The sequence below is a fragment of the Mycobacterium sp. H4Y genome (assembly GCF_000364405.1).
GTDB lineage: Bacteria > Actinomycetota > Actinomycetes > Mycobacteriales > Mycobacteriaceae > Mycobacterium > Mycobacterium intracellulare.
This window is the reverse complement of record NZ_AKIG01000002.1, coordinates 1,003,799-1,023,475: the sequence shown is the minus strand read 5'-3', so window position 1 is coordinate 1,023,475 and position 19,677 is coordinate 1,003,799. Positions and strand designations below refer to the sequence as shown.

Here is a 19,677-nt window from a genome sequence, read left to right as displayed (position 1 = left end):
GGGAGCGCACCGTGAGCCTGGATAAACAACTGATGCCGGTGCCCGACGGTCACCCGGACGTTTTCGACCGCCAGTGGCCGTTGCGGGTCGGGGATATCGACCGCACGGGCCGGCTGCGACTGGACGCCGCGTGCCGGCACATCCAGGACATCGGCCAGGACCAGCTACGCGAGATGGGTTTCGAGGAGACCCATCCGCTGTGGATCGTCCGGCGCACGATGATCGACCTGATCCGACCGGTCGAATTCAGCGACATGCTGCGGATGCGCAGATGGTGCTCGGGCACCTCCAATCGCTGGTGCGAGATGCGGGTCCGCATCGACGGCAAGCGCAAGGGCGGGCTCATCGAGTCCGAGGCCTTCTGGATCAACATCAACCGGGAGACCCAGATGCCCTCGCGCATCGCCGACGACTTCCTGGCGGGCCTGCACAAGACCACGTCGGTCGACCGGCTGCGATGGAAGTCTTATCTGAAGCCGGGCAGCCGGGACGACGCGGTCGAGATCCACGAGTTTCCCGTCCGGGTCACCGACATCGACCTGTTCGACCACATGAACAACTCCGTGTACTGGAGCGTGGTCGAGGACTACCTGGCCTCGCACACCGAGCTGATGCAGGCGCCGTTGCGCATCACGATCGAGCACGAGGCGCCGGTGGCGCTGGGGGACAAGCTGGAGATCATCTCGCACATCCACCCCGCCGGATCGACCGAGCAATTCGGTCCCGACCTGGCCGATCGCACTGTTACAACGCTCACATACGCCGTCGGCGACGAGACGAAAGCCGTCGCGTCGATCTTTGCTAGGTAACAGGACAAGCGTCCCGGTTAAATTGCCCTCTGACCTGCTGCTTTGGGGTTACTGACGGGTAGCTTCTGAAACGGTCAAGCAAGTTAGCAACTTAACAAGATTCGCAAATTTGCCCGTTCCCGTTGCTGAAATTGGCAATTGAAACGGGTGGACCGGCCCCCCTGAGCTGTGCCATCTTCGAGTTAGCACACCAGTGAAGTTGAGCCGCTAGCTACCGCCGGTGAGGCGTTCAGCAACCCAGTAGTGAAGATCGTGAAGGAGCATGCCCATGTCTGTTGTTGGCACCCCCAAGAGCGCCGAACAGATTCAGAAGGACTGGGACACCAACCCGCGGTGGAAGGACGTCACCCGCACCTACAGCGCCAAGGACGTCGTCGCCCTGCAGGGCACCGTCGTCGAGGAGGCCACCCTGGCCCGCCGCGGCGCCGAGGTGCTGTGGGAGCAGCTCCACGACCTCGAGTACATCAACGCGCTCGGCGCGCTGACCGGGAACATGGCCGTCCAGCAGGTGCGCGCCGGCCTCAAGGCCATCTACCTGTCCGGGTGGCAGGTCGCCGGGGACGCGAACCTGTCCGGGCACACCTACCCCGACCAGAGCCTCTACCCGGCCAACTCGGTGCCCCAGGTGGTCCGCCGGATCAACAACGCGCTGCTGCGCGCCGACGAGATCGCCAAGGTCGAGGGCGACACCTCGGTGAAGAACTGGCTGGCCCCCATCGTCGCCGACGGTGAGGCCGGTTTCGGTGGCGCGCTCAACGTCTACGAGCTGCAGAAGGCCATGATCGCGGCCGGTGTGGCGGGCTCGCACTGGGAGGACCAGCTGGCTTCGGAGAAGAAGTGTGGTCACCTGGGCGGCAAGGTGCTGATCCCGACCCAGCAGCACATCCGCACCCTGACCTCGGCCCGGCTGGCGGCCGACGTTTGCGACGTGCCGACCGTCGTCATCGCCCGGACCGACGCCGAGGCGGCCACCCTGATCACCTCGGACGTCGACGAGCGTGACCAGCCGTTCATCACCGGTGAGCGCACCAAGGAGGGCTTCTACCGGGTCCGCAACGGCCTGGAGCCCTGCATCGCCCGGGCCAAGGCGTACGCGCCGTACTCCGACCTGATCTGGATGGAGACCGGCACTCCGGACCTCGAGCTCGCCGCGAAGTTCGCCGAGGGCGTCAAGTCCGAGTTCCCCGACCAGATGCTGGCCTACAACTGCTCGCCGTCGTTCAACTGGAAGAAGCACCTTGACGACTCCACCATCGCGAAGTTCCAAAAGGAGCTTGGCGCAATGGGATTCAAGTTCCAGTTCATCACGCTGGCCGGCTTCCACGCCCTGAACTACTCGATGTTCGACCTGGCCTACGGCTACGCCCGCAACCAGATGAGCGCCTACGTCGAGCTGCAGGAGCGCGAGTTCGCCGCCGAGGAGCGTGGCTACACCGCCACCAAGCACCAGCGTGAGGTGGGTGCCGGTTACTTCGACCGCATCGCCACCACGGTCGACCCGAGCTCGTCGACCACCGCGCTGACCGGCTCCACCGAAGAGGGGCAGTTTCACTGAGCCCGAGCTGAGCCCGAGCCGGCTTAGGCCCGTAAGCCGCGCCGAGCGTGCATCGGTGGCGAGAATTCGGCCGAACTTTCGCCCTGAGTACACGCTCGTCGCACCGAAAATGAGATGAAGTAGCGTAGGCCCCGCCCAGGCCAACCCTGGGCGGGGCCTATTGCGGTGCAAGACGATACGGTCACCGCAGAGAACCGGAGAGAATTGAAGTGAGTGACGCAGCGATTCAGCGAGTAGGCGTGGTCGGGGCCGGCCAGATGGGATCCGGCATCGCCGAGGTCTCGGTCCGCGCCGACGTCGACGTGACGGTGTTCGAGACCACCGAGGCCCTCATCGCGGCGGGACGCAACCGCATCGTCAAGTCGCTGGAGCGCGGCGTCAGCGCGGGCAAGGTCACCGAGCGCGAACGCGACCGCGCGCTGAGCAAGCTCACCTTCACCACGGACCTGAACGACCTCGCCGACCGCCAACTGGTCATCGAGGCGATCATCGAGGACGACGCCGTCAAGGCGCAGGTCTTCGCCGAACTCGACCGGGTGATCACCGATCCCGACGCGGTGCTGGCGTCCAACACCTCCAGCATCCCGATCATGAAGATCGCCGCGGCCACCAAGAACCCGCAACGCGTGCTGGGTCTGCACTTCTTCAACCCGGTGCCGGTGTTGCCGCTGGTCGAGTTGGTCAGCACGCTGGTCACCGACGAGGCCGCCGCCGCGCGCACCGAGGAGTTCGCGAGCGCGGTCCTGGGCAAGCAGGTAGTGCGCTGCTCGGACCGGTCCGGCTTCGTGGTGAACGCGTTGCTGGTGCCCTACCTGCTCTCGGCGATCCGCATGGTGGAGGCCGGATTTGCCACGGTCGAGGATGTGGACAAGGCTGTGGTGGCCGGGCTGTCGCACCCGATGGGCCCGCTGCGCCTGTCCGACCTGGTCGGCCTGGACACCTTGAAGTTGATCGCGGACAAGATGTTCGAGGAGTTCAAGGAGCCGCAGTACGGGCCGCCGCCGTTGCTGCTGCGCATGGTGGAGGCCGGCCGGCTCGGCAAGAAGACCGGCCAGGGCTTCTACAAGTACTGACCACTCGCGGGTGACATACCGCGGGGCGCATGACACGCTGGCCGCTATGCCGTCGGCTAGTATGCGTGCGTTTAATACGACGAAAGGTATGTACCGCGGATGACGAGGCTTGAGCCGTATTACGAGGAGTCGCAGTCCATCTACGACGTCTCGGACGAATTCTTCGCATTGTTTCTCGACCCGACGATGGCCTACACGTGCGCCTATTTCGAGCGCGACGACATGACCCTCGAAGAGGCCCAGTATGCGAAATTCGACCTGGCGCTGGGAAAGCTGAACCTCGAGCCGGGGATGACCCTGCTGGACATCGGCTGCGGCTGGGGCGGCGCGCTCAAACGGGCCGTCGAGCGCTACGACGTCAACGTCATCGGAATCACGCTGAGCCGCAACCAATTCGAGTACAGCAAGAAGATGCTGGCCGGATTGCCGACGGACCGCAACATCGAAGTGCGCCTGCAGGGCTGGGAAGAGTTCGAGGACAAGGTCGACCGGATCGTGACGATCGGCGCCTTCGAGGCCTTCAAGATGGAGCGCTATCCCGCATTTTTCGATCTCGCCTATGACATCCTTCCCGACGACGGCCGGATGCTTTTGCACACCATTTTGATGTATCAGTGGCAGGAATATCCCGCTCTCGGCGTCACATTGACGATGAGCGATATCCGGTTCGCGCGATTCATCGGCCAGGAGATTTTCCCGGGTGGCCAACTGCCGGCGCAGGAGGACATTTTCAAGTTCGGCGAGGCCGCCGGATTCTCGGTCGAGCGGGTGCAGTTGCTGCAGGAGCATTACGCGCGGACCCTCAACATCTGGGCGGCGAATCTGGAAGCCAATAAGGAAAAGGCGATCGCCGTCCAATCCCAAGAGGTCTACGACAAGTACATGCACTATCTGACCGGGTGCGAGAATTTCTTCCGCAAGGGCATCAGCAACGTGGGGCAATTCACGTTGGTCAAATAGCCCAGTCGAGTCAGCCCCGAACGGTGATCCGTTCGGGGCTGATTGTTTCCGTGGAGGGGGTTACTTCTTCTCCATCGTGAACTGGTTGACGTCGGTGTACCCATCCCGGAACAGCTCGGCGCAGCCGGTCAGGTACTTCATGTACCGGTCGTAGACCTCTTGGGACTGGATGGCGAGGGCCTCCTCGCGGTTGGCTTCGAGCGCCTCCGCCCACAGGTCCAGCGTCCTCGCGTAGTGCAGCCGCAGCGACTGGACGCGGGTGAGCTCGAAGCCCACCGTGACCCCGTACTCGCCGACGGTCTGGGGCGTCGGAAGCCAGCCACCCGGGAAGATCTCGGCCAGGATGAATTTCGAGAACTCGACGATCTCGTGGGTCAGGCTCAGGCCCTTGGCCCGGGCGTCCTTGAACGACGGCCGAACGATGGTGTGCAGCAACATGATTCCGCCGGGCGGAAGCGCGTTGTAGGCCATCTTGAAGAAGCGCCCGTAGCGCTGGCGGCCGAAGTGCTCGAACGCGCCGATCGAGACGATGCGGTCCACCGGTTCGTGGAACTTCTCCCAGCCCTCCAGCAGCACCCGGCGGGTGCGGGTGGTGTCCATCTGGTCGAAGGATTTCTGCACGTGCTCGGCCTGATTCTCCGACAGCGTCAGGCCCACGACGTTGACGTCGTAGCGCTCGATGGCTCGCCGCATGGTGGCACCCCAGCCGCAACCGATGTCCAGCAGCGTCATTCCCGGCTCGAGCTTGAGTTTCCCCAGCGCCAAATCGATCTTGGCGAGCTGCGCCTGTTCCAGGGTCATGTCGTCGCGCTCGAAGTAGGCGCAGCTGTAGGTCTGGGTGGGGTCCAGGAACAGCCGGAAGAAGTCGTCAGACAAGTCGTAATGGGCTTGCACGTTTCCGAAATGCGGCGTGAGCTGCACAGACATGTCGACACGAGCCTTTCTTTTCGCGGAGGGGCAGGGGCGCACAGCCGAACAAGAACCCCGCTATGTCCCCCGACGCTTCCTGCATGCTAATCCCTGAGGCAGGTGAAGTCGTCCTACCCAGGGGTTGCGTCCCAGCCTCACATGAGACCGACAGGATTCCAAAAGCGCCGGCCGGGCCGTCTCAGCCGGCGGCCGCGTCGTCGTCGTCCCGGGGCGGGACGATCGGCGACGGGTGCGGCTCCTCGCGGAATTTCTCCAGCGACCCGCCGACCTCGACGATCCCCTTCAGCGCGTTCCAGCTCAGCATCGTCAGGTAGTCGATCAACTCGTCGCGAGTCATCCGCGGATAGGACATCCAGGAGTGGGTGGCCAGCTGCACGCCGCCGACGATCAGGTACGCCCACGGCTCCGCGCCCCCGGTGTCCATGCCCGCCTGTTGCATGCGCCGGCGCATCAGCACCGCGAGCATGCGGGCGATGATCCGCTCGGAGTCGGCGATGACCTTGCTCTTGCTGGCGGAACTGTTGGCCATCACGAAGCGATAGGGCTCGGGTTCGTTCGCGACCGTTTCGACGTATACCCGGATGACCTCGCGGGTCAGGTCGAAGCCGTCGAGGTTAGACGTCAGCGCCGCAGCCATATTCGGGATCAGCGTGGTCTGGGTGAACCGCATCATCACGGCGGTGGTGAGGTCGTTCTTGTCGACGAAATAGCGGTAGAGCACCGTCTTCGAGACGCCGATCTCGGCGGCGATCTCATCCATGCTCAGGGCGCCGCCGAGGCGGCGAATCGCGTCGATCGTGCCGTCAACGAGTTCGTTACGACGCTCCACCTTGTGCTGATGCCAGCGCCGCTTGCGCCCATCCATTTTGACGCGCACAACCGTGATTTGTTCTGTCACTGTCGCCGAGTTCCCATTCCCTAGACGCCCTCGATACTACGGCGTGGACAGGTCGGTTTGTGGCGCTGGCCGGGCATGTAGCGGCGTTTGAGGGGCTCGGCAACCAGTGTCGTCACACCAATCGCCGGGAACATAGATGATGAAGTGGTGGCACACAGAGCCTCGGTGCGAGGCGACGCATCCGGCCCGCCGACGGCGAGGCCGAGTTCGGCGACGCCGTTGACGGCCGCGGGCCGGGGACGCACCTCGTTGGCCGAGTCCTTCGGGGGCGCCGATCGTGAGGCTGACGCGCAGCGACGGGTGGCGCTGCGCCGGATGAAGATGGTCGCGCTGAGCTTTTTGATCGGTGCCACCGGCGTGTTCCTCGCCTGCCGGTGGGCCCAGGCGCATGCCGGCGCGGGCGTCTGGGTGGGTTATGTCGGTGCCGCCGCGGAGGCCGGGATGGTGGGCGCCCTGGCGGACTGGTTCGCCGTGACCGCGCTGTTCAGGCACCCGCTGGGCATACCGATCCCGCACACCGCGATCATCAAACGCAAGAAAGACCAGCTGGGCGAGGGCCTGGGCGCGTTCGTGCGGGAGAACTTCCTGTCGCCGGAGGTCGTGGAAACCAAGCTGCGCGACGCCGAGGTGTCCGGCCGGCTCGGGAAATGGCTGTCGGAGGCCGCGCACGCCGAGCGGGTGGCGAGCGAGACGGCCACGGTGCTGCGGGTGCTCGTCGAGCTGCTGCGCGACGAGGACGTCCAGCAGGTGATCGACCGGATGATCGTGCGCCGCATCGCCGAGCCGCAATGGGGACCGCCCGTCGGCCGGGTGCTGGCGACGCTGCTGGCCGAGAACCGACAGGAGGCGCTGATCCAGTTGCTGGCCGACCGGGCCTTCCAGTGGTCGCTGAACGCCGGCGAGGTCATCCAGCGGGTGGTCGAGCGCGACTCGCCGACCTGGTCGCCGCGGTTCGTCGACCATCTGGTCGGCGATCGCATCCACCGCGAGCTGATGGACTTCACCGACAAGGTGCGCCGCAACCCCGACCACGAGCTGCGCCGGTCGGCGACCCGCTTCCTGTTCGAATTCGCCGACGACCTGCAGCACGACCCGGACACCATCGCGCGGGCCGACGCCATCAAAGAGCAGCTCATGGCGCGCGACGAGATCGCCAACGCCGCCGCGACGGCGTGGACGACGCTCAAACGCCTGGTGCTCGAGGGCGTGGACGACCCGTCCAGCACGCTGCGCACGCGGATCGCCGACACGGTCGTGCGCATCGGGGAGTCGCTGCGCGACGACGTCGACCTGCGGGACAAGGTCGACAACTGGCTCGTGCGGGCGGCCCAGCACCTGGTCTCGCAATATGGGGTGGAGATCACAGCGATCATCACCGACACCATCGAACGCTGGGATGCCGAGGAGGCCAGCCGGCGCATCGAACTCCACGTGGGCCGTGACCTGCAATTCATCAGGATCAACGGAACGGTGGTCGGCTCGTTGGCCGGCCTGGTGATCTACGCCGTCGCGCAGCTGCTTTTCTAGTAGTGCTAACAAGTGCTTGCAATAGCAAGCACTTGTTGTACCCTGGTGGCGTCAAGATCAACCGCCCGACCCAGGAGCACGCATGGCACCCGAGGAGAAGCTCTCCGCCAAGGTGTCCAACGCTGCCTCCGACATGGCCTCCGACATCGGCAGCTTCATCCGCAGCCAGCGTGAACTCGCGCAGGTTTCGGTGCGGCAACTCGCCGAGAAGTCCGGGGTCAGCAATCCATATTTGAGCCAGGTGGAGCGTGGATTGCGCAAACCCTCCGCCGACGTCTTGAACCAGATCGCGAAGGCCCTCCGGGTTTCCGCCGAGGTTCTCTATGTGCGCGCCGGGATTCTCGAGCCCACCGACAAGAGTCAGGTGCGAGACGCGATCGTCACCGACACTGCGATCACCGAGCGCCAAAAGCAGATCCTGCTCGACATCTACGCATCGTTCACCCAACAAAACGAATCCACCGATGAGGAGTGTTCGACCCAATCCGACACCGAGTGAACAGTCGCTCTCGGGTCGGTGATGTATAGACGACCGGCCGCCGGGGTTACCCCACAAAGAGGGATTTACCGATTCCAGCTCACGTGCTGGGCGAACTACCCCGGGTTCTGGCGGCCCCAGTTGCGAAGGAGACGTTTGCACCTAACTTCCCGACCAGACACCTGACAACGGAAAACACCAAATGCCAAACCACACCATGAAAGGAAAAACCATGGCGGAAAACTCGAACATCGAAGACTTGCGGGCTCCTTTGCTCGCGGCCCTGGGCGCGGCCGACCTGGCCCTGGCCACGGTTAACGACCTGATCGCCAGCCTGCGCGAGCGCGCCGAAGAGACCCGCGTCGAAACCCGCACCCGGGTGGAAGAGCGCCGCGCGCGCCTGACCAAGCTGCAGGAGGACCTGCCCGAGCAGTTCACCGAGCTGCGCGACCGGTTCACCGCCGACGAGCTGCGCAAGGCCGCCGAGGGCTACCTGGAGGCGGCGACCAGCCGGTACAACGAGCTCGTCGAGCGCGGCGAGGCGGCCCTGCAGCGGCTGCGCAGCCAGACGGCGTTCGAGGACGCCTCCGCGCGTGCGGAGGGCTACGTCGACCAGGCCGTCGAGCTGACCCAGGAGGCGCTGGGCACCGTCGCGTCGCAGACCCGCGCGGTCGGCGAGCGCGCCGCGAAGCTGGTCGGCATCGAGCTGCCCGGCAAGACCGAAGCGACCGCCAAGAAGGCCCAGAAGGCCGTCGGCAAGGCGCCCGCGAAGAAGGCGCCTGCCAAGAAGGCTCCGGCCAAGAAGGCTCCCGCCAAGAAGGCGGCGGCCAAGAAGGTCACCCAGAAGTAGTACGACGCTCACACGACGTTCGGCTCCGAGTCGCCCCCGGGTGACTCGGAGTCGACGTTTTGGAGGGTGCCCGCCTACGCTTGAGGCGTGAACCACCTCGTGGGTACCGTCATGCTGGTTTTGCAGATCGCCGTCTTGGTCACGGCGATCTACGCATTCGTGCACGCCGCGCTGCAGCGACCCGACGCCTACACCGCCGCCGACAAGCTGACCAAGCCCGTGTGGTTGCTGATTCTGGCCGGGGCCGTGGCCCTGACATCCATCCTGGGCTTCGTCTTCGGGGTGCTGGGCATGGCGATCGCGGCCTGCGCGGCCGGCGTGTACCTGGTCGACGTGCGGCCCAAACTCCTGGAAATTCAGGGCAAGTCGCGCTAGCGGGATGAGGCTGCTGCTGACGGCGCCGGCCGCCGCGCTCGTCGCGCTGTGCTGCCCGCCCCCGCATGCGATCGCCGCCCCCGAACCCTTGGTCGACCACACCGAATGGGCGCAGTGGCAGGGCCGTAGCAGCCTGCGGGTCTTCCCGACGCCGGCCGGCCGGACCGCCTCCCGCACGCCCACGAGCATGGCCTGGGGCGACGAGGCCTGGTCCGAGGTGCTCGCCCTGGCGCCCGACGCCGACACCCCCGGGATGCGTGCGCAGTTCCTGTGCCACTGGCAGTTCGCCGAACTGGCGCGGCCCGGCAAGACCAGCTGGAACCTCGAGCCTTGGCGGCCGGTCGTCGACGACGCCGAAATGGTTGCCTCCGACTGCAATCCGGGCGGTGGGGAAGAATCGTTCGGATGACCGGCCACCCCACCCGGGCGGAGTTGGCGGCGTTCGTCGACCACACCCTGCTCAAACCCGAAGCCAGCGCCGCCGACGTGACCGCCCTGGTCGCCGAAGCGGCCGAACTGGGCGTGTACGCGGTCTGCGTCTCGCCCTCGATGGTTCCCGTCGCCGTGCACGCCGGCGCCGGGGTGCGGGTGGCCAGCGTCGCGGGATTCCCGTCGGGCAAGCATGTTTCGGCGGTCAAGGCGCACGAGGCCGCGCTGGCCGTGGCGTCCGGCGCCTGCGAGGTCGACATGGTCATCGACGTCGGCGCGGCGCTGGCGGGCGACGTCGATGCGGTGCGCTCCGACATTCAGGCCGTGCGCGACGCCGTCGGCGGCGCGGTGCTCAAGGTGATCGTGGAATCCTCAGCGCTGCTGGCGCTGGCCGACGAGCGCACGCTGGCGCGGGTGTGCCGCGCGGCCGAAGACGCCGGCGCCGACTTCGTCAAGACCTCGACCGGGTTTCATCCGACCGGCGGCGCGTCCGCGCGGGCCGTCGCGCTGATGGCCGAGACGGTCGGTGGCCGGCTGGGCGTGAAGGCCAGCGGCGGCATCCGCACCGCCGCGGACGCGCTCGCGATGCTGGATGCCGGCGCGACCCGGCTGGGCCTCTCGGGAACCCGGGGAGTGCTCGACGGGCTCGGCTGAAACCGCCCGAGCCCGGCCATCAGAGGTTGGCGAAGCAGGGGTTGTTGTTGTCGCCGGCGGGAATGCTGGCGTTGCGTGTCGAGAAGTGGCTGGTCACACCCTTGTCGGTGACCTGCACGCTGTCGGCGTGAATGCCCAGCGGGTAGTTCTTGGTCAGGTTCGAGGTGAAGTCGTCCAGGGTCGACTGCACGGATTCCTTGGGCATCGTGAAGCCGAGCGCGTTGAAGCTGACGATCTGCAGCTTCAGCCCGGTGCCCTCCACCACCGGCTTGGCGGTGATGTTGTCCAACATGCCCTTGAGCTCGATCGTGCCGTCGGCGGGATGCGTGGTCACGGTGTTGGTGACGAAGGGCCCCAGCACCGGGATCGCGTTCTGCACCGATTCCTTGATGCCGTCACTCGTCCAGCTGATGGTCGCGTCCAGCGAGCCGATGGTGCCCTTCGAGTTGGCCGTGTCCTTGATCCGGACGTCGTTGATGTTGAGCGAGAGCTTCATGCCCTTGGCGTCGCGGATGTTGTTGCCGGCAGTCTGCACCGAGATGTTGGTGTAGTGCTTGGTCGCCTGCTGCCACAGCATCAGGGGCGTCACCCCGAAGGACGCGGTGGCCTGGTCCTTGACCTCGCAGGCCACTGCCTCGGCGACCTTGGTGTCCGCGACGTGGCGCACGTACAGCTCGGCCCCGATGAGCCCGGCGATGATCAGCGCGAAAACGATGATGAAGATCAGCAGGACCGAGACCGGATCACGACCGAAGCGGCGCTTCTTCTTCCCCGGCGTTGCGTCATCGCCGGGCGCAGTGGCCAGCCGCTCGGTCGGGCCGGCGGGCGGGGTGGTCGGCGGCGGGTAGCCGCGCTGCTGCATGTTGGGCTGGGGCGTCCCGAACCGCTCCGTCTGGCCCGGCGGGGGACCCTGAGCGGGCGGCGGTGGCGGTGCCGGCGGGGGCACGTGACCTGGGCCGCCTGTGCTGATCCGCTCGGTTGGCCGTTCCGTGGGAGGCTGCCCGAACGGTCCCTGGTTGGAGGGACGGGCCCACTTCGACGGGTCCTGGTTCGGGGGTCCTTGTGGGTTCGTCACCGTACCGATTCTGCCCTATCCACCTGAGCAAAGGCCGAGCGGTTGCTGAGGACTGCGATGGCTTTGCGCGCCTCGGCGACCCTGTCGACGTCGACGTCGGCGACCACGAGCTGCGGCTCCGCACCGGCCGACGCGACGACCTCGCCCAGCGGCGAAACGACCAGACTGCCGCCGACCCCGGTGGGTGCGCCCGATCCGGATTCCGCCTGCGCGGCACCGGGGTCCGCCTGACCGGCGGCGGCGACGTAGCTCATCGAGTCGAGCGCGCGGGCGCGGGCCAGCAGCGTCCACTGGTCGAGTTTGCCCGGGCCCGCTCCCCAGGACGCGCACACGGCGATCACCTGGGCGCCGCGGCGGGCCAGCTCGGTGTAGAGCTCCGGGAAACGGATGTCGTAGCAAACGGTCAACCCGACGCCGACGCCGTCGACCGTGATCACCACGGGTTCGTGTCCCGGCGCGACCGTCCGCGATTCGGTGAAGCCGAACGCGTCGTAGAGGTGGATCTTGTCGTAGTGGGCGCCCGACTGATCGGGTGCCGCCGCGAGCAGCGTGTTTTTCACCCGCCCGTCGCCGGCCGGGGTGAACATGCCCGCGACGACGGTGATCTTCGATTCGGCCGCGACGCTGCGCACCCCGTCGGCCCAGGGGCCGTCGAGCGGCTGCGCGACCGGGCCGAGCGGGACGCCGAACCGGCACATGGTGGCCTCCGGGAACACCACCAGCTTCGCGCCCGCATCGGCGGCCCGGCGGCTGTATTCGCGCACCAGCTGCAAATTTGCTGCGGGATCGGTGCCGCTGAGGATCTGCGCCAGGGCGATTCGCATGAAGGCCAGCTTAGAGCGAAGTCGCGGTGAGGGCTCAGGCCGTTTTGGCGATCCACTCCGTGGTGAAGCGCTGTTCGGCGGCGATCAGCTCGGCCAGGCGCGCGCCGATGATGTTCTCCAACTTGCCGCCGATGATCGGGACGCGCACGTGGACGGTGGCCCGGAACGTCAGCCGAGAGCCCCCGGTCCGTCCGATGGGTTCCAGCACCGCGGTGCCCTCCAGGCTCACGGGCGCACCCACGATCGAGCCCATGACCGACCCCGCCGCGGCCCCATCGGTCACCGGCCCCCACGTCTCCTCGCGCCGGATGCGCAGGTCGCCGCTGTGCAACTGCGTGACCATCCCGGGCAGCTTGTCGCTGCTGATCACCTGCAGGGTGACGACCTCGACGGTGTCGTCGTCGCCGGACTGCCCGCCGACCCGCATCGACTCCAGCGTGGCGACGTCGGCCCCGGATTCGGCCAGCCTGGCTCGCCAGTAGTTCGCATCGGTGAAGGCCCGGTGCACCTCGTCAACACTGCCGTCGTAGTCGGCCGACAAGTCGAATGAACGCGGCATAGCAGGTCAGGCTACCGTTACGGGCCATGAAATCCAGCGGTGCCGGTTCGGTGTTCGCCGGTGCGTCGGTGGCCGAGTCGGCGCCCCTGGCGCCGCTGACGACCCTGCGGATCGGGCCGATCGCACGGCGCCTCGTCACGTGCACCAACAGCGACCAGGTCGTCGCCGCGCTGGGGCGCCTGGACGCGGAATCGCGTGCGGGACAAGGCGGCCCGGTGCTGGTGTTCGCCGGCGGCTCCAACCTGGTGATCTCCGACACGTGCGCCGACCTGACCGCCGTGAAGCTGGCCAACGACGGCATCACGGTCGACGGCAACCTGATCCGCGCCCAGGCGGGCGCGGTGTGGGACGACGTCGTGCTCGCCGCCATCGAGCACGGCCTCGGCGGGCTGGAATGCCTGTCCGGCATCCCCGGCTCGGCCGGGGCCACCCCGGTGCAGAACGTGGGTGCCTACGGCGCGGAGGTGTCCGACACCATCACGCGGGTAAAGGTGCTCGACCGCGGCACCGGCGAAGTGCGCTGGGTGCCGGGCGGCGAGCTGGGCTTCGGCTACCGCACCAGCGTGTTCAAACGCGGTGGCGCCGGCGGCTTCGAAATCCCTTCCGTCGTACTGGAAGTGGAGTTCGCGCTGGACGCATCGGGGCGCAGCGCGCCGCTGCGCTACGCGGAGTTGGCGGCGGCGCTGAACGTCGGCGTCGGGGAGCGTGCCGAGCCGCGGGCGGTCCGCGAAGCCGTGCTGGCCCTGCGGGCCCGCAAGGGCATGGTGCTCGACCCGGCCGACCACGACACCTGGAGCGTGGGCTCGTTCTTCACCAACCCGGTCGTCGCCCCCGACGTCTACGAGCGGCTGGCGGCGACCGTCGACGGGCCCGTCCCGAACTACCCGGCGCCCGACGGCGTGAAGCTGGCCGCCGGCTGGCTGGTGGAACGGGCCGGCTTCGCCAAGGGCTATCCGGAGCCGGGACCGGGCGGACGCGAAGCGCCCTGCCGGCTGTCCACCAAGCACGCGTTGGCGCTGACCAACCGCGGGGGCGCCCGCGCCGACGACGTGATCGCACTGGCCCGCGCCGTCCGCGACGGCGTCGCGGACGTGTTTGGTGTCACACTGATCCCCGAGCCCGTCCTGCTGGGGTGCAGGCTGTAGCCGCAAAATTTGCCGACGCGGGCCAGACCCCGATTTGTCGCGGGCGGGTCGGCGGATTTTCCCCGGTATCTTTGATTTTCGTGACCCCGTCCCGCGCCCCGCGGCCGTTCAACCGGCGCGTTGCTTTGGCGACCCTCGGGCTCGGCGTGCTCGCCCCCAATGCGCTGGCCGCATGCGGTGGCACGTCCGCGAAACAAGCCGAGAAGAAGGAGCAGCCGGCGCTGCAGCTGAAGTACCAGCCCGCCGACGCCACCCAGAACGTGGTGCCGATCGCCCCGGTCAGCGTCCAGGTGAGCGACGGGTGGTTCCAGCACGTCACGCTGTCGAATTCGTCGGGCAAGGCCGTCGCCGGAACGTTCAACCAGGACCGGACCGTCTACACGACCTCCGAACCCCTGGGCTACGACATGACCTACACGTGGAGCGGCTCGGCCGTCGGGCACGACGGCAAGGCGGTCCCGGTTGCGGGGAAGTTCACCACGGTCTCGCCCAGCAAGAAGATTGGCGGGGCGTTCCAGCTGGCCGACGGCCAGACCGTCGGCGTCGCGGCGCCGATCATCCTGCAGTTCGACGCCCCGATCACCGACAAGGCCGCCGTCGAAAAGGCGCTGACCGTCACGACGAACCCGCCCGTCGAGGGCAGCTGGGCCTGGCTGCCCGACGAGGCGCAGGGCGCCCGCGCGCACTGGCGCACCCGCGAGTACTACCCGGCGGGCACCACCGTCAGCGTCGAGGCCAAGCTGTACGGCCTGCCCTTCGGCGACAGCGCGTACGGCGCCGAGGACATCTCGCTGAACATCCAGATCGGCCGCCGGCAGGTGGTCAAGGCCGAAGTCTCGTCGCACCGCATCCAGGTGGTCCGCGACGAGGGCGTCGTCATGGACTTCCCGTGCAGCTACGGCGAGGCCGACAAAGCGCGCAACGTCACCCGCAACGGCATCCACGTGGTCAGCGAGAAGTACGCCGACTTCTACATGTCCAACCCGGCGGCCGGCTACAACCACATCCACGAACGCTGGGCGGTGCGGATCTCCAACAACGGCGAGTTCATCCACGCCAACCCGGCGAGCGCCGGCGCGCAGGGCAACACCAACGTCACCAACGGCTGCATCAACCTGTCCACGGGTGACGCCGAGCAGTACTACCAGTCGGCGATGTACGGCGACCCGGTCGAAGTGACCGGGAGCTCGATCCAGCTGTCCTACTCGGATGGCGACATCTGGGACTGGGCCGTGGACTGGGACACCTGGGTGGCGATGTCGGCGCTGCCGCCGCCCACCGCGCACCCGCCGTCGACGCAGATCCCGGTCACCGCGCCCGTCACGCCGTCCAACGCGCCGACCCTGTCGGGCACCCCGACCACGACGACGCCCGCCACCACCGGTCCGGCTACCCCCGGCGGTTAAAGCGACTGGCCGACGCCTGGTCGCGCGGCTTCATCACGATCAGGTCCAGATCGACGTGGGCGGGGCGCGAGGCGACGAATCCGATCACCTCGGCCACGTCGGCCGCCACCAACGGGGTGATGCCGGTGTAGACGGCATCCGCGCGCTGTTGGTCGCCGTCGAAGCGCACCAGCGAGAATTCCGTTTCGACGGCCCCCGGGGCGATCTCGGTCAGCCGCACCGGTTTGCCCAGTAGCTCGCCCCGCAGCGTGCGGTGCAGCGCGCCCTGGCCGTGTTTGGCCGCCGTATAGCCGGCGCCGCCGTCGTAAACCTCAAGTGCCGCAACGGAAGTGACGGTGACGATCAGCCCGTCACCGGACTCGATCAGCTTGGGCAGCAACGCGCGGGTGACCCGCAGCGTGCCGATCACGTTGGTCTCCCACATCCACCGCCAGTGGTCGAGTTCGGCATCGGCGACGGGTTCCAGTCCGCGGGCGCCGCCGGCGTTGTTGACCAGCACGTCGACGCGGCTCAGTTTGCTCGCCAGCGCGTCGACGGACGCATCGTCTGTGACATCGGCCACAATCGCGGTGCCGCCGATCTCCTCGGCCAGGTCGCGGATCCGGTCGGCGCGGCGCGCCACCGCGACGATGTGAAAGCCCTGCGCAGCCAGGGTTCGAGCGGTCGCCGCGCCGATTCCGGAGCTGGCTCCCGTGATCACCGCGACGCGTTCATTCCTGCCAGTTTCAACCATCGAAACAACCTTAGTGAACGTGCTAAATTTTCCGTGTGCTTCACAGCGCCCTGTCCGACATCACCACCGCCGCGTGTCTGTGCGCGGCGGGTGCGTGTTGTTGCTGCGCACTTTGCCGCTCCTGACCCATGCCAGGTGTGGCCAAGATGGCCAGCAAAATTCGGACAAAAGGACGCTCGTGCCCACCAATACCCTCACCCATACCCATCTTTCGGCCGGCCGCGTCGTCGGCTATTCCGGCCAGAAGGGCCACCGCTCGGTGCGCCGGCAGATCGTGCCGCCGGCCTTGCACATCCCCGACTCCGCGGCGGCCTCCGTCTTCCGGGCCGTCCGGCTGCGCGGTCCCGTCGGCCGTGACGTCATCGCCGGCGTCACCTCGCTGAGCATCGCGACGGTCAACCGTCAGGTCATCGCCCTGCTGGAGGCGGGCCTGCTGCGCGAGCGCGCCGACCTGGCCGTCTCGGGCGCGATCGGCCGCCCGCGCGTGCCGGTCGAGGTCAACCACGAGCCGTTCGTGACGCTGGGCATCCACATCGGTGCGCGCACCACCAGCATCGTGGCCACCGACCTGTTCGGCCGCACCCTCGACACCGTCGAGACCCCGACGCCGCGCAACCCGGCCGGGCCCGCGCTGGCGTCGCTGGCCGACAGCGCCCGGCGATACCTGCGGCGTTGGCATCGGCGGCGGCCGCTGTGGGTCGGCGTCGCCATCGGTGGCACCGTCGACGGCGCCACCGGCCAGGTGGACCACCCGCGACTGGGCTGGCGGCAGGCGCCGGTCGGCCAGGTGCTGGCCGACGCGCTGGGCCTGCCGGTTTCGGTGGCCTCGCACGTCGACGCCATGGCCGGAGCCGAGCTGCTGCTGGGCATGCGCCGGTTCCTGCCCAGCTCGCCGACCAGCCTGTACGTCTACGCCCGCGAGACCGTGGGCTACGCGCTGGTGATCGGCGGGCGGGTGCACTGCCCGTCCAGCGGGCCGGGCACCATCGCGAGCCTGCCGGCCCAGTCCGAGCTGCTCGGCGGCACCGGTCAGCTGGAATCCACCGTCAGTGACGAGGCCGTGGTGGCCGTCGCCCGCCAGCAGCGCATCCTGCCGTTCGCCCCGGCGAACCGCGCCAACGGGCCCGCCACCGGCATCGCCGACCTGTTGCGGGTGGCGCGCGCCGGCAACCAGCAGGCCAAGGATCTGCTCGCCGAGCGGGGCCGGGTGCTCGGGGAGGCGGTGGCGTTGCTGCGCGACATGCTCAACCCCGACGAACTGGTCGTCGGCGGCCAGGCGTTCACCGAATACCCCGAGGCGATGGAGCAGGTGGAGGCGGCGTTCGCCGCACGCTCGGTGCTGGGGCCGCGCGACATCCGCCTCACCGCGTTCGGCAACCGGGTGCAGGAGGCCGGCGCGGGGACCGTGTCGCTGTCCGGGCTGTACGCCGACCCGCTGGGCGCGATGCGGCGGGCGGGGGCGCTCGACGCCCGGCTGCACGAGGTCACCCGGGACGAGTCGTCCGCCTGAGCCGTCCTGTAAAGATGACAGGGTGCGCCACGATGACGTTTTCCGGCTGAACGAACCGCGCCGGGTCGCAGTGTTGGCGGTCCACACCTCCCCGCTGGCCCAGCCCGGCACCGGCGACGCAGGCGGCATGAACGTCTACGTGCTGCAGACCGCGTTGCATCTGGCGCGCCGGGGCATCGAGGTGGAGATCTTCACCCGGGCGACCGCGTCCGCCGACCCGCCGGTCGCGCGGGTGGCGCCGGGAGTGCTGGTCCGCAACGTGGTGGCGGGGCCGTTCGAAGGGCTGGACAAATACGATCTGCCCACCCAGCTGTGCGCGTTCGCGGCCGGCGTATTGCGCGCCGAGGCATCCCACGAGCCCGGTTACTACGACATCGTGCACTCGCATTATTGGCTGTCCGGGCAGGTGGGGTGGCTGGCGCGTGACCGCTGGGCGGTGCCGTTGGTGCACACCGCACACACCCTCGCCGCGGTCAAGAACGCGGCGCTGGCCGAGGGGGACTCGCCCGAGCCGCCGCTGCGCACGGTGGGGGAGCAGCAGGTGGTCGACGAGGCCGACCGGCTGATCGTCAACACCGACGACGAGGCCAGGCAGCTGATCACGATTCACCACGCCGACCCGGCGCGGATCGACGTCGTCCATCCCGGCGTGGACCTCGACGTGTTCCGGCCCGGCGATCGTCGGGCCGCCCGGGCCGCGCTGGGCCTGCCACCCGACGAACCCATCGTGGCGTTCGTCGGCCGGATCCAGCCGCTGAAGGCCCCCGACATCGTGTTGCGTGCCGCGGCGAAACTGCCCGGGGTGCGGATCGTCGTGGCGGGCGGACCGTCGGGCAGCGGCCTGGCTTCCCCGGACGGATTGGCCCGCCTGGCCGACGAGCTGGGCATCACCGCGCGGGTGACTTTTTTGCCCCCGCAGTCGCGGTCGAACCTGGCCACCTTGTTCCAGGCCGCCAATGTCGTTGCGGTGCCGAGTTATTCGGAGTCCTTCGGCCTGGTCGCCCTCGAGGCGCAGGCCTGCGGCACCCCTGTGGCGGCGGCCGCGGTCGGCGGGCTGCCGGTGGCCGTGCGCGACGGGGTCACCGGCACGCTGGTCGCCGGGCACGACGTCGATCGATGGGCGGCCGCCCTGGACGGGCTGCTGCGCAGGCCGGCGCCGGCGGCCGGGGAGATGGGCCGCGCGGCCGCCGCCCACGCGGCGACCTTCTCCTGGGATCACACCACCGATGCGCTGCTGGCCAGCTATAGCCGCGCGATCCGCGAGTACACCGCCGAGCGCCGCGAGGTGGGCGCATGAGTTCCTCTACCGATGTGTCACGGGTGATCGAGGATGCCCTGCGGGCAAGCGGGCTGAACTACTCGAAACACGCTGGCGCGCATGGCGGTCCGTCGGGGTTGGTGGTGGAACTGCCCGGTGAGCGCAAGCTCAAGACCAACACCATCCTGAGCGTGGGCGAGCATTCGGTGCGGGTCGAGGCGTTCGTGTGCCGCAAGCCGGACGAGAACCACGAGGGCGTGTACCGGTTCCTGCTCAAGCGCAATCGCCGGCTCTACGGCGTGGCCTACACGCTGGACAACGTCGGCGACATCTACCTGGTGGGCCGCATGTCGCTGCCGTCGGTGGACGCCGACGAGATCGACCGGGTGCTCGGCCAGGTGCTCGAAGCGGTGGACTCGGACTTTAATACGTTGCTGGAGTTGGGTTTTCGCTCGTCGATCCAGAAAGAGTGGGAGTGGCGCGTATCGCGCGGCGAGTCGCTGAAGAACCTGCAGGCGTTCGCCCACCTGATCGACGAAGACGACGATGCAGAGCGCGAAGCGCGATGAGGAGGAGTCGAGCATCGGGCACGAAGACGACGATGCAGAGCGCGAAGCGCGATGAGGAGG

20 protein-coding genes and 1 pseudogene are annotated in these 19,677 nt (G+C 67.9%); 15 read left to right on the top strand and 6 right to left on the bottom strand.

Translation table 11 applies throughout. The features are described from left to right. Positions 1–11: 11 nt before the first annotated feature. The 4 genes from W7U_RS18665 to W7U_RS18650 all read left to right on the top strand — a co-directional run bounded on the left by W7U_RS18665 (position 12) and on the right by W7U_RS18650 (position 4,397). Positions 12–809, top strand: coding sequence for an acyl-[acyl-carrier-protein] thioesterase (locus W7U_RS18665; RefSeq protein ID WP_008261265.1), 798 nt, complete (start codon positions 12–14; stop codon positions 807–809). Positions 810–1,077: 268 nt separating this feature from the next. After that, entirely contained in the window at positions 1,078–2,364 is a 1,287-nt protein-coding gene (gene aceA / locus W7U_RS18660; RefSeq protein WP_008261263.1) for an isocitrate lyase, read from the top strand. Between the two features lie 209 nt (positions 2,365–2,573). Beyond that, positions 2,574–3,437 (top strand): 3-hydroxybutyryl-CoA dehydrogenase, encoded by an 864-nt coding sequence (locus W7U_RS18655; RefSeq protein ID WP_014381237.1) that lies wholly within the window; start codon positions 2,574–2,576, stop codon positions 3,435–3,437. Between the two features lie 99 nt (positions 3,438–3,536). Next, positions 3,537–4,397, top strand: coding sequence for a cyclopropane mycolic acid synthase family methyltransferase (locus W7U_RS18650; RefSeq protein ID WP_008261260.1), 861 nt, complete (start codon positions 3,537–3,539; stop codon positions 4,395–4,397). A 60-nt stretch (positions 4,398–4,457) separates the two neighbouring features. On the opposite strand, the gene pcaA is transcribed toward W7U_RS18650, so the two are convergent. After that, positions 4,458–5,324 carry a cyclopropane mycolic acid synthase PcaA gene (pcaA, locus tag W7U_RS18645; protein ID WP_008261257.1) on the bottom strand — a complete coding sequence of 289 codons (867 nt, stop codon included), beginning with the start codon at positions 5,322–5,324 and terminating at the stop codon, positions 4,458–4,460. 181 nt (positions 5,325–5,505) lie between these two features. Further along, positions 5,506–6,225, bottom strand: coding sequence for a TetR/AcrR family transcriptional regulator (locus tag W7U_RS18640; RefSeq protein WP_009953531.1), 720 nt, complete (start codon positions 6,223–6,225; stop codon positions 5,506–5,508). 144 nt (positions 6,226–6,369) lie between these two features. Here W7U_RS18640 and W7U_RS18635 point away from each other — a divergent pair, with 144 nt between their 5' ends. The 6 genes from W7U_RS18635 to deoC all read left to right on the top strand — a co-directional run bounded on the left by W7U_RS18635 (position 6,370) and on the right by deoC (position 10,538). After that, complete coding sequence (locus W7U_RS18635; RefSeq protein ID WP_085976858.1) at positions 6,370–7,752, top strand: DUF445 domain-containing protein; 1,383 nt, start codon at positions 6,370–6,372, stop codon at positions 7,750–7,752. 82 nt (positions 7,753–7,834) lie between these two features. Further along, on the top strand, positions 7,835–8,251 hold the full coding sequence (locus W7U_RS18630) for a helix-turn-helix transcriptional regulator (protein ID WP_008261249.1): 417 nt from the start codon (positions 7,835–7,837) through the stop codon (positions 8,249–8,251). A 211-nt stretch (positions 8,252–8,462) separates the two neighbouring features. Further along, positions 8,463–9,080, top strand: coding sequence for a heparin-binding hemagglutinin HbhA (gene hbhA / locus W7U_RS18625; protein WP_008261246.1), 618 nt, complete (start codon positions 8,463–8,465; stop codon positions 9,078–9,080). An 87-nt stretch (positions 9,081–9,167) separates the two neighbouring features. Beyond that, entirely contained in the window at positions 9,168–9,455 is a 288-nt protein-coding gene (locus W7U_RS18620) for a DUF2516 family protein (RefSeq protein WP_008261234.1), read from the top strand. Positions 9,456–9,459: 4 nt separating this feature from the next. Then, the gene (locus tag W7U_RS18615) at positions 9,460–9,864 is read left to right on the top strand and encodes a DUF2599 domain-containing protein (RefSeq protein WP_008261232.1); all 405 of its coding nucleotides are present in this window, start codon (positions 9,460–9,462) and stop codon (positions 9,862–9,864) included. Continuing rightward, entirely contained in the window at positions 9,861–10,538 is a 678-nt protein-coding gene (gene deoC / locus W7U_RS18610; protein WP_008261230.1) for a deoxyribose-phosphate aldolase, read from the top strand. The genes W7U_RS18615 and deoC overlap by 4 nt, the downstream gene beginning before the upstream one ends. 19 nt (positions 10,539–10,557) lie before the next feature. Here the strand turns inward: deoC and W7U_RS18605 are convergent, their stop codons facing one another. From W7U_RS18605 to W7U_RS18595, 3 genes are read right to left on the bottom strand one after another with little or no spacing between them, the layout of a single operon-like run. Next, a complete protein-coding gene (locus W7U_RS18605) occupies positions 10,558–11,613 on the bottom strand; it encodes a DUF2993 domain-containing protein (RefSeq protein WP_036429532.1) in 1,056 nt (351 codons plus the stop codon). Next, positions 11,610–12,437, bottom strand: coding sequence for a carbon-nitrogen hydrolase family protein (locus W7U_RS18600; RefSeq protein WP_008261221.1), 828 nt, complete (start codon positions 12,435–12,437; stop codon positions 11,610–11,612). The genes W7U_RS18605 and W7U_RS18600 overlap by 4 nt, the downstream gene beginning before the upstream one ends. A gap of 34 nt (positions 12,438–12,471) precedes the next feature. Further along, on the bottom strand, positions 12,472–12,996 hold the full coding sequence (locus W7U_RS18595) for a DUF2505 domain-containing protein (RefSeq protein ID WP_008261218.1): 525 nt from the start codon (positions 12,994–12,996) through the stop codon (positions 12,472–12,474). Positions 12,997–13,022: 26 nt separating this feature from the next. Here W7U_RS18595 and W7U_RS18590 point away from each other — a divergent pair, with 26 nt between their 5' ends. Further along, positions 13,023–14,141, top strand: coding sequence for a UDP-N-acetylmuramate dehydrogenase (locus W7U_RS18590; protein WP_008261216.1), 1,119 nt, complete (start codon positions 13,023–13,025; stop codon positions 14,139–14,141). Between the two features lie 32 nt (positions 14,142–14,173). Next, positions 14,174–15,547: an Ig-like domain-containing protein gene (locus tag W7U_RS18585; protein ID WP_170320630.1), complete on the top strand. Its 1,374-nt coding sequence runs from the start codon at positions 14,174–14,176 to the stop codon at positions 15,545–15,547. Here the strand turns inward: W7U_RS18585 and W7U_RS18580 are convergent. Then, on the bottom strand, positions 15,531–16,280 hold the full coding sequence (locus tag W7U_RS18580; RefSeq protein WP_008261213.1) for an SDR family oxidoreductase: 750 nt from the start codon (positions 16,278–16,280) through the stop codon (positions 15,531–15,533). The genes W7U_RS18585 and W7U_RS18580 overlap by 17 nt on opposite strands. A 259-nt stretch (positions 16,281–16,539) precedes the next feature. Here W7U_RS18580 and W7U_RS18575 point away from each other — a divergent pair, with 259 nt between their 5' ends. The 3 genes and pseudogenes from W7U_RS18575 (at position 16,540) to W7U_RS18565 (ending at position 19,672) form a co-directional block, all read left to right on the top strand. Beyond that, entirely contained in the window at positions 16,540–17,790 is a 1,251-nt protein-coding gene (locus W7U_RS18575) for an ROK family protein (RefSeq protein ID WP_196771132.1), read from the top strand. A 22-nt stretch (positions 17,791–17,812) separates the two neighbouring features. Continuing rightward, complete coding sequence (mshA, locus tag W7U_RS18570; RefSeq protein WP_008261209.1) at positions 17,813–19,087, top strand: D-inositol-3-phosphate glycosyltransferase; 1,275 nt, start codon at positions 17,813–17,815, stop codon at positions 19,085–19,087. Then, positions 19,084–19,672: pseudogene (locus W7U_RS18565) on the top strand (YbjN domain-containing protein). The gene mshA and the pseudogene W7U_RS18565 overlap by 4 nt, the downstream one beginning before the upstream one ends. Positions 19,673–19,677 lie beyond the last annotated feature (5 nt).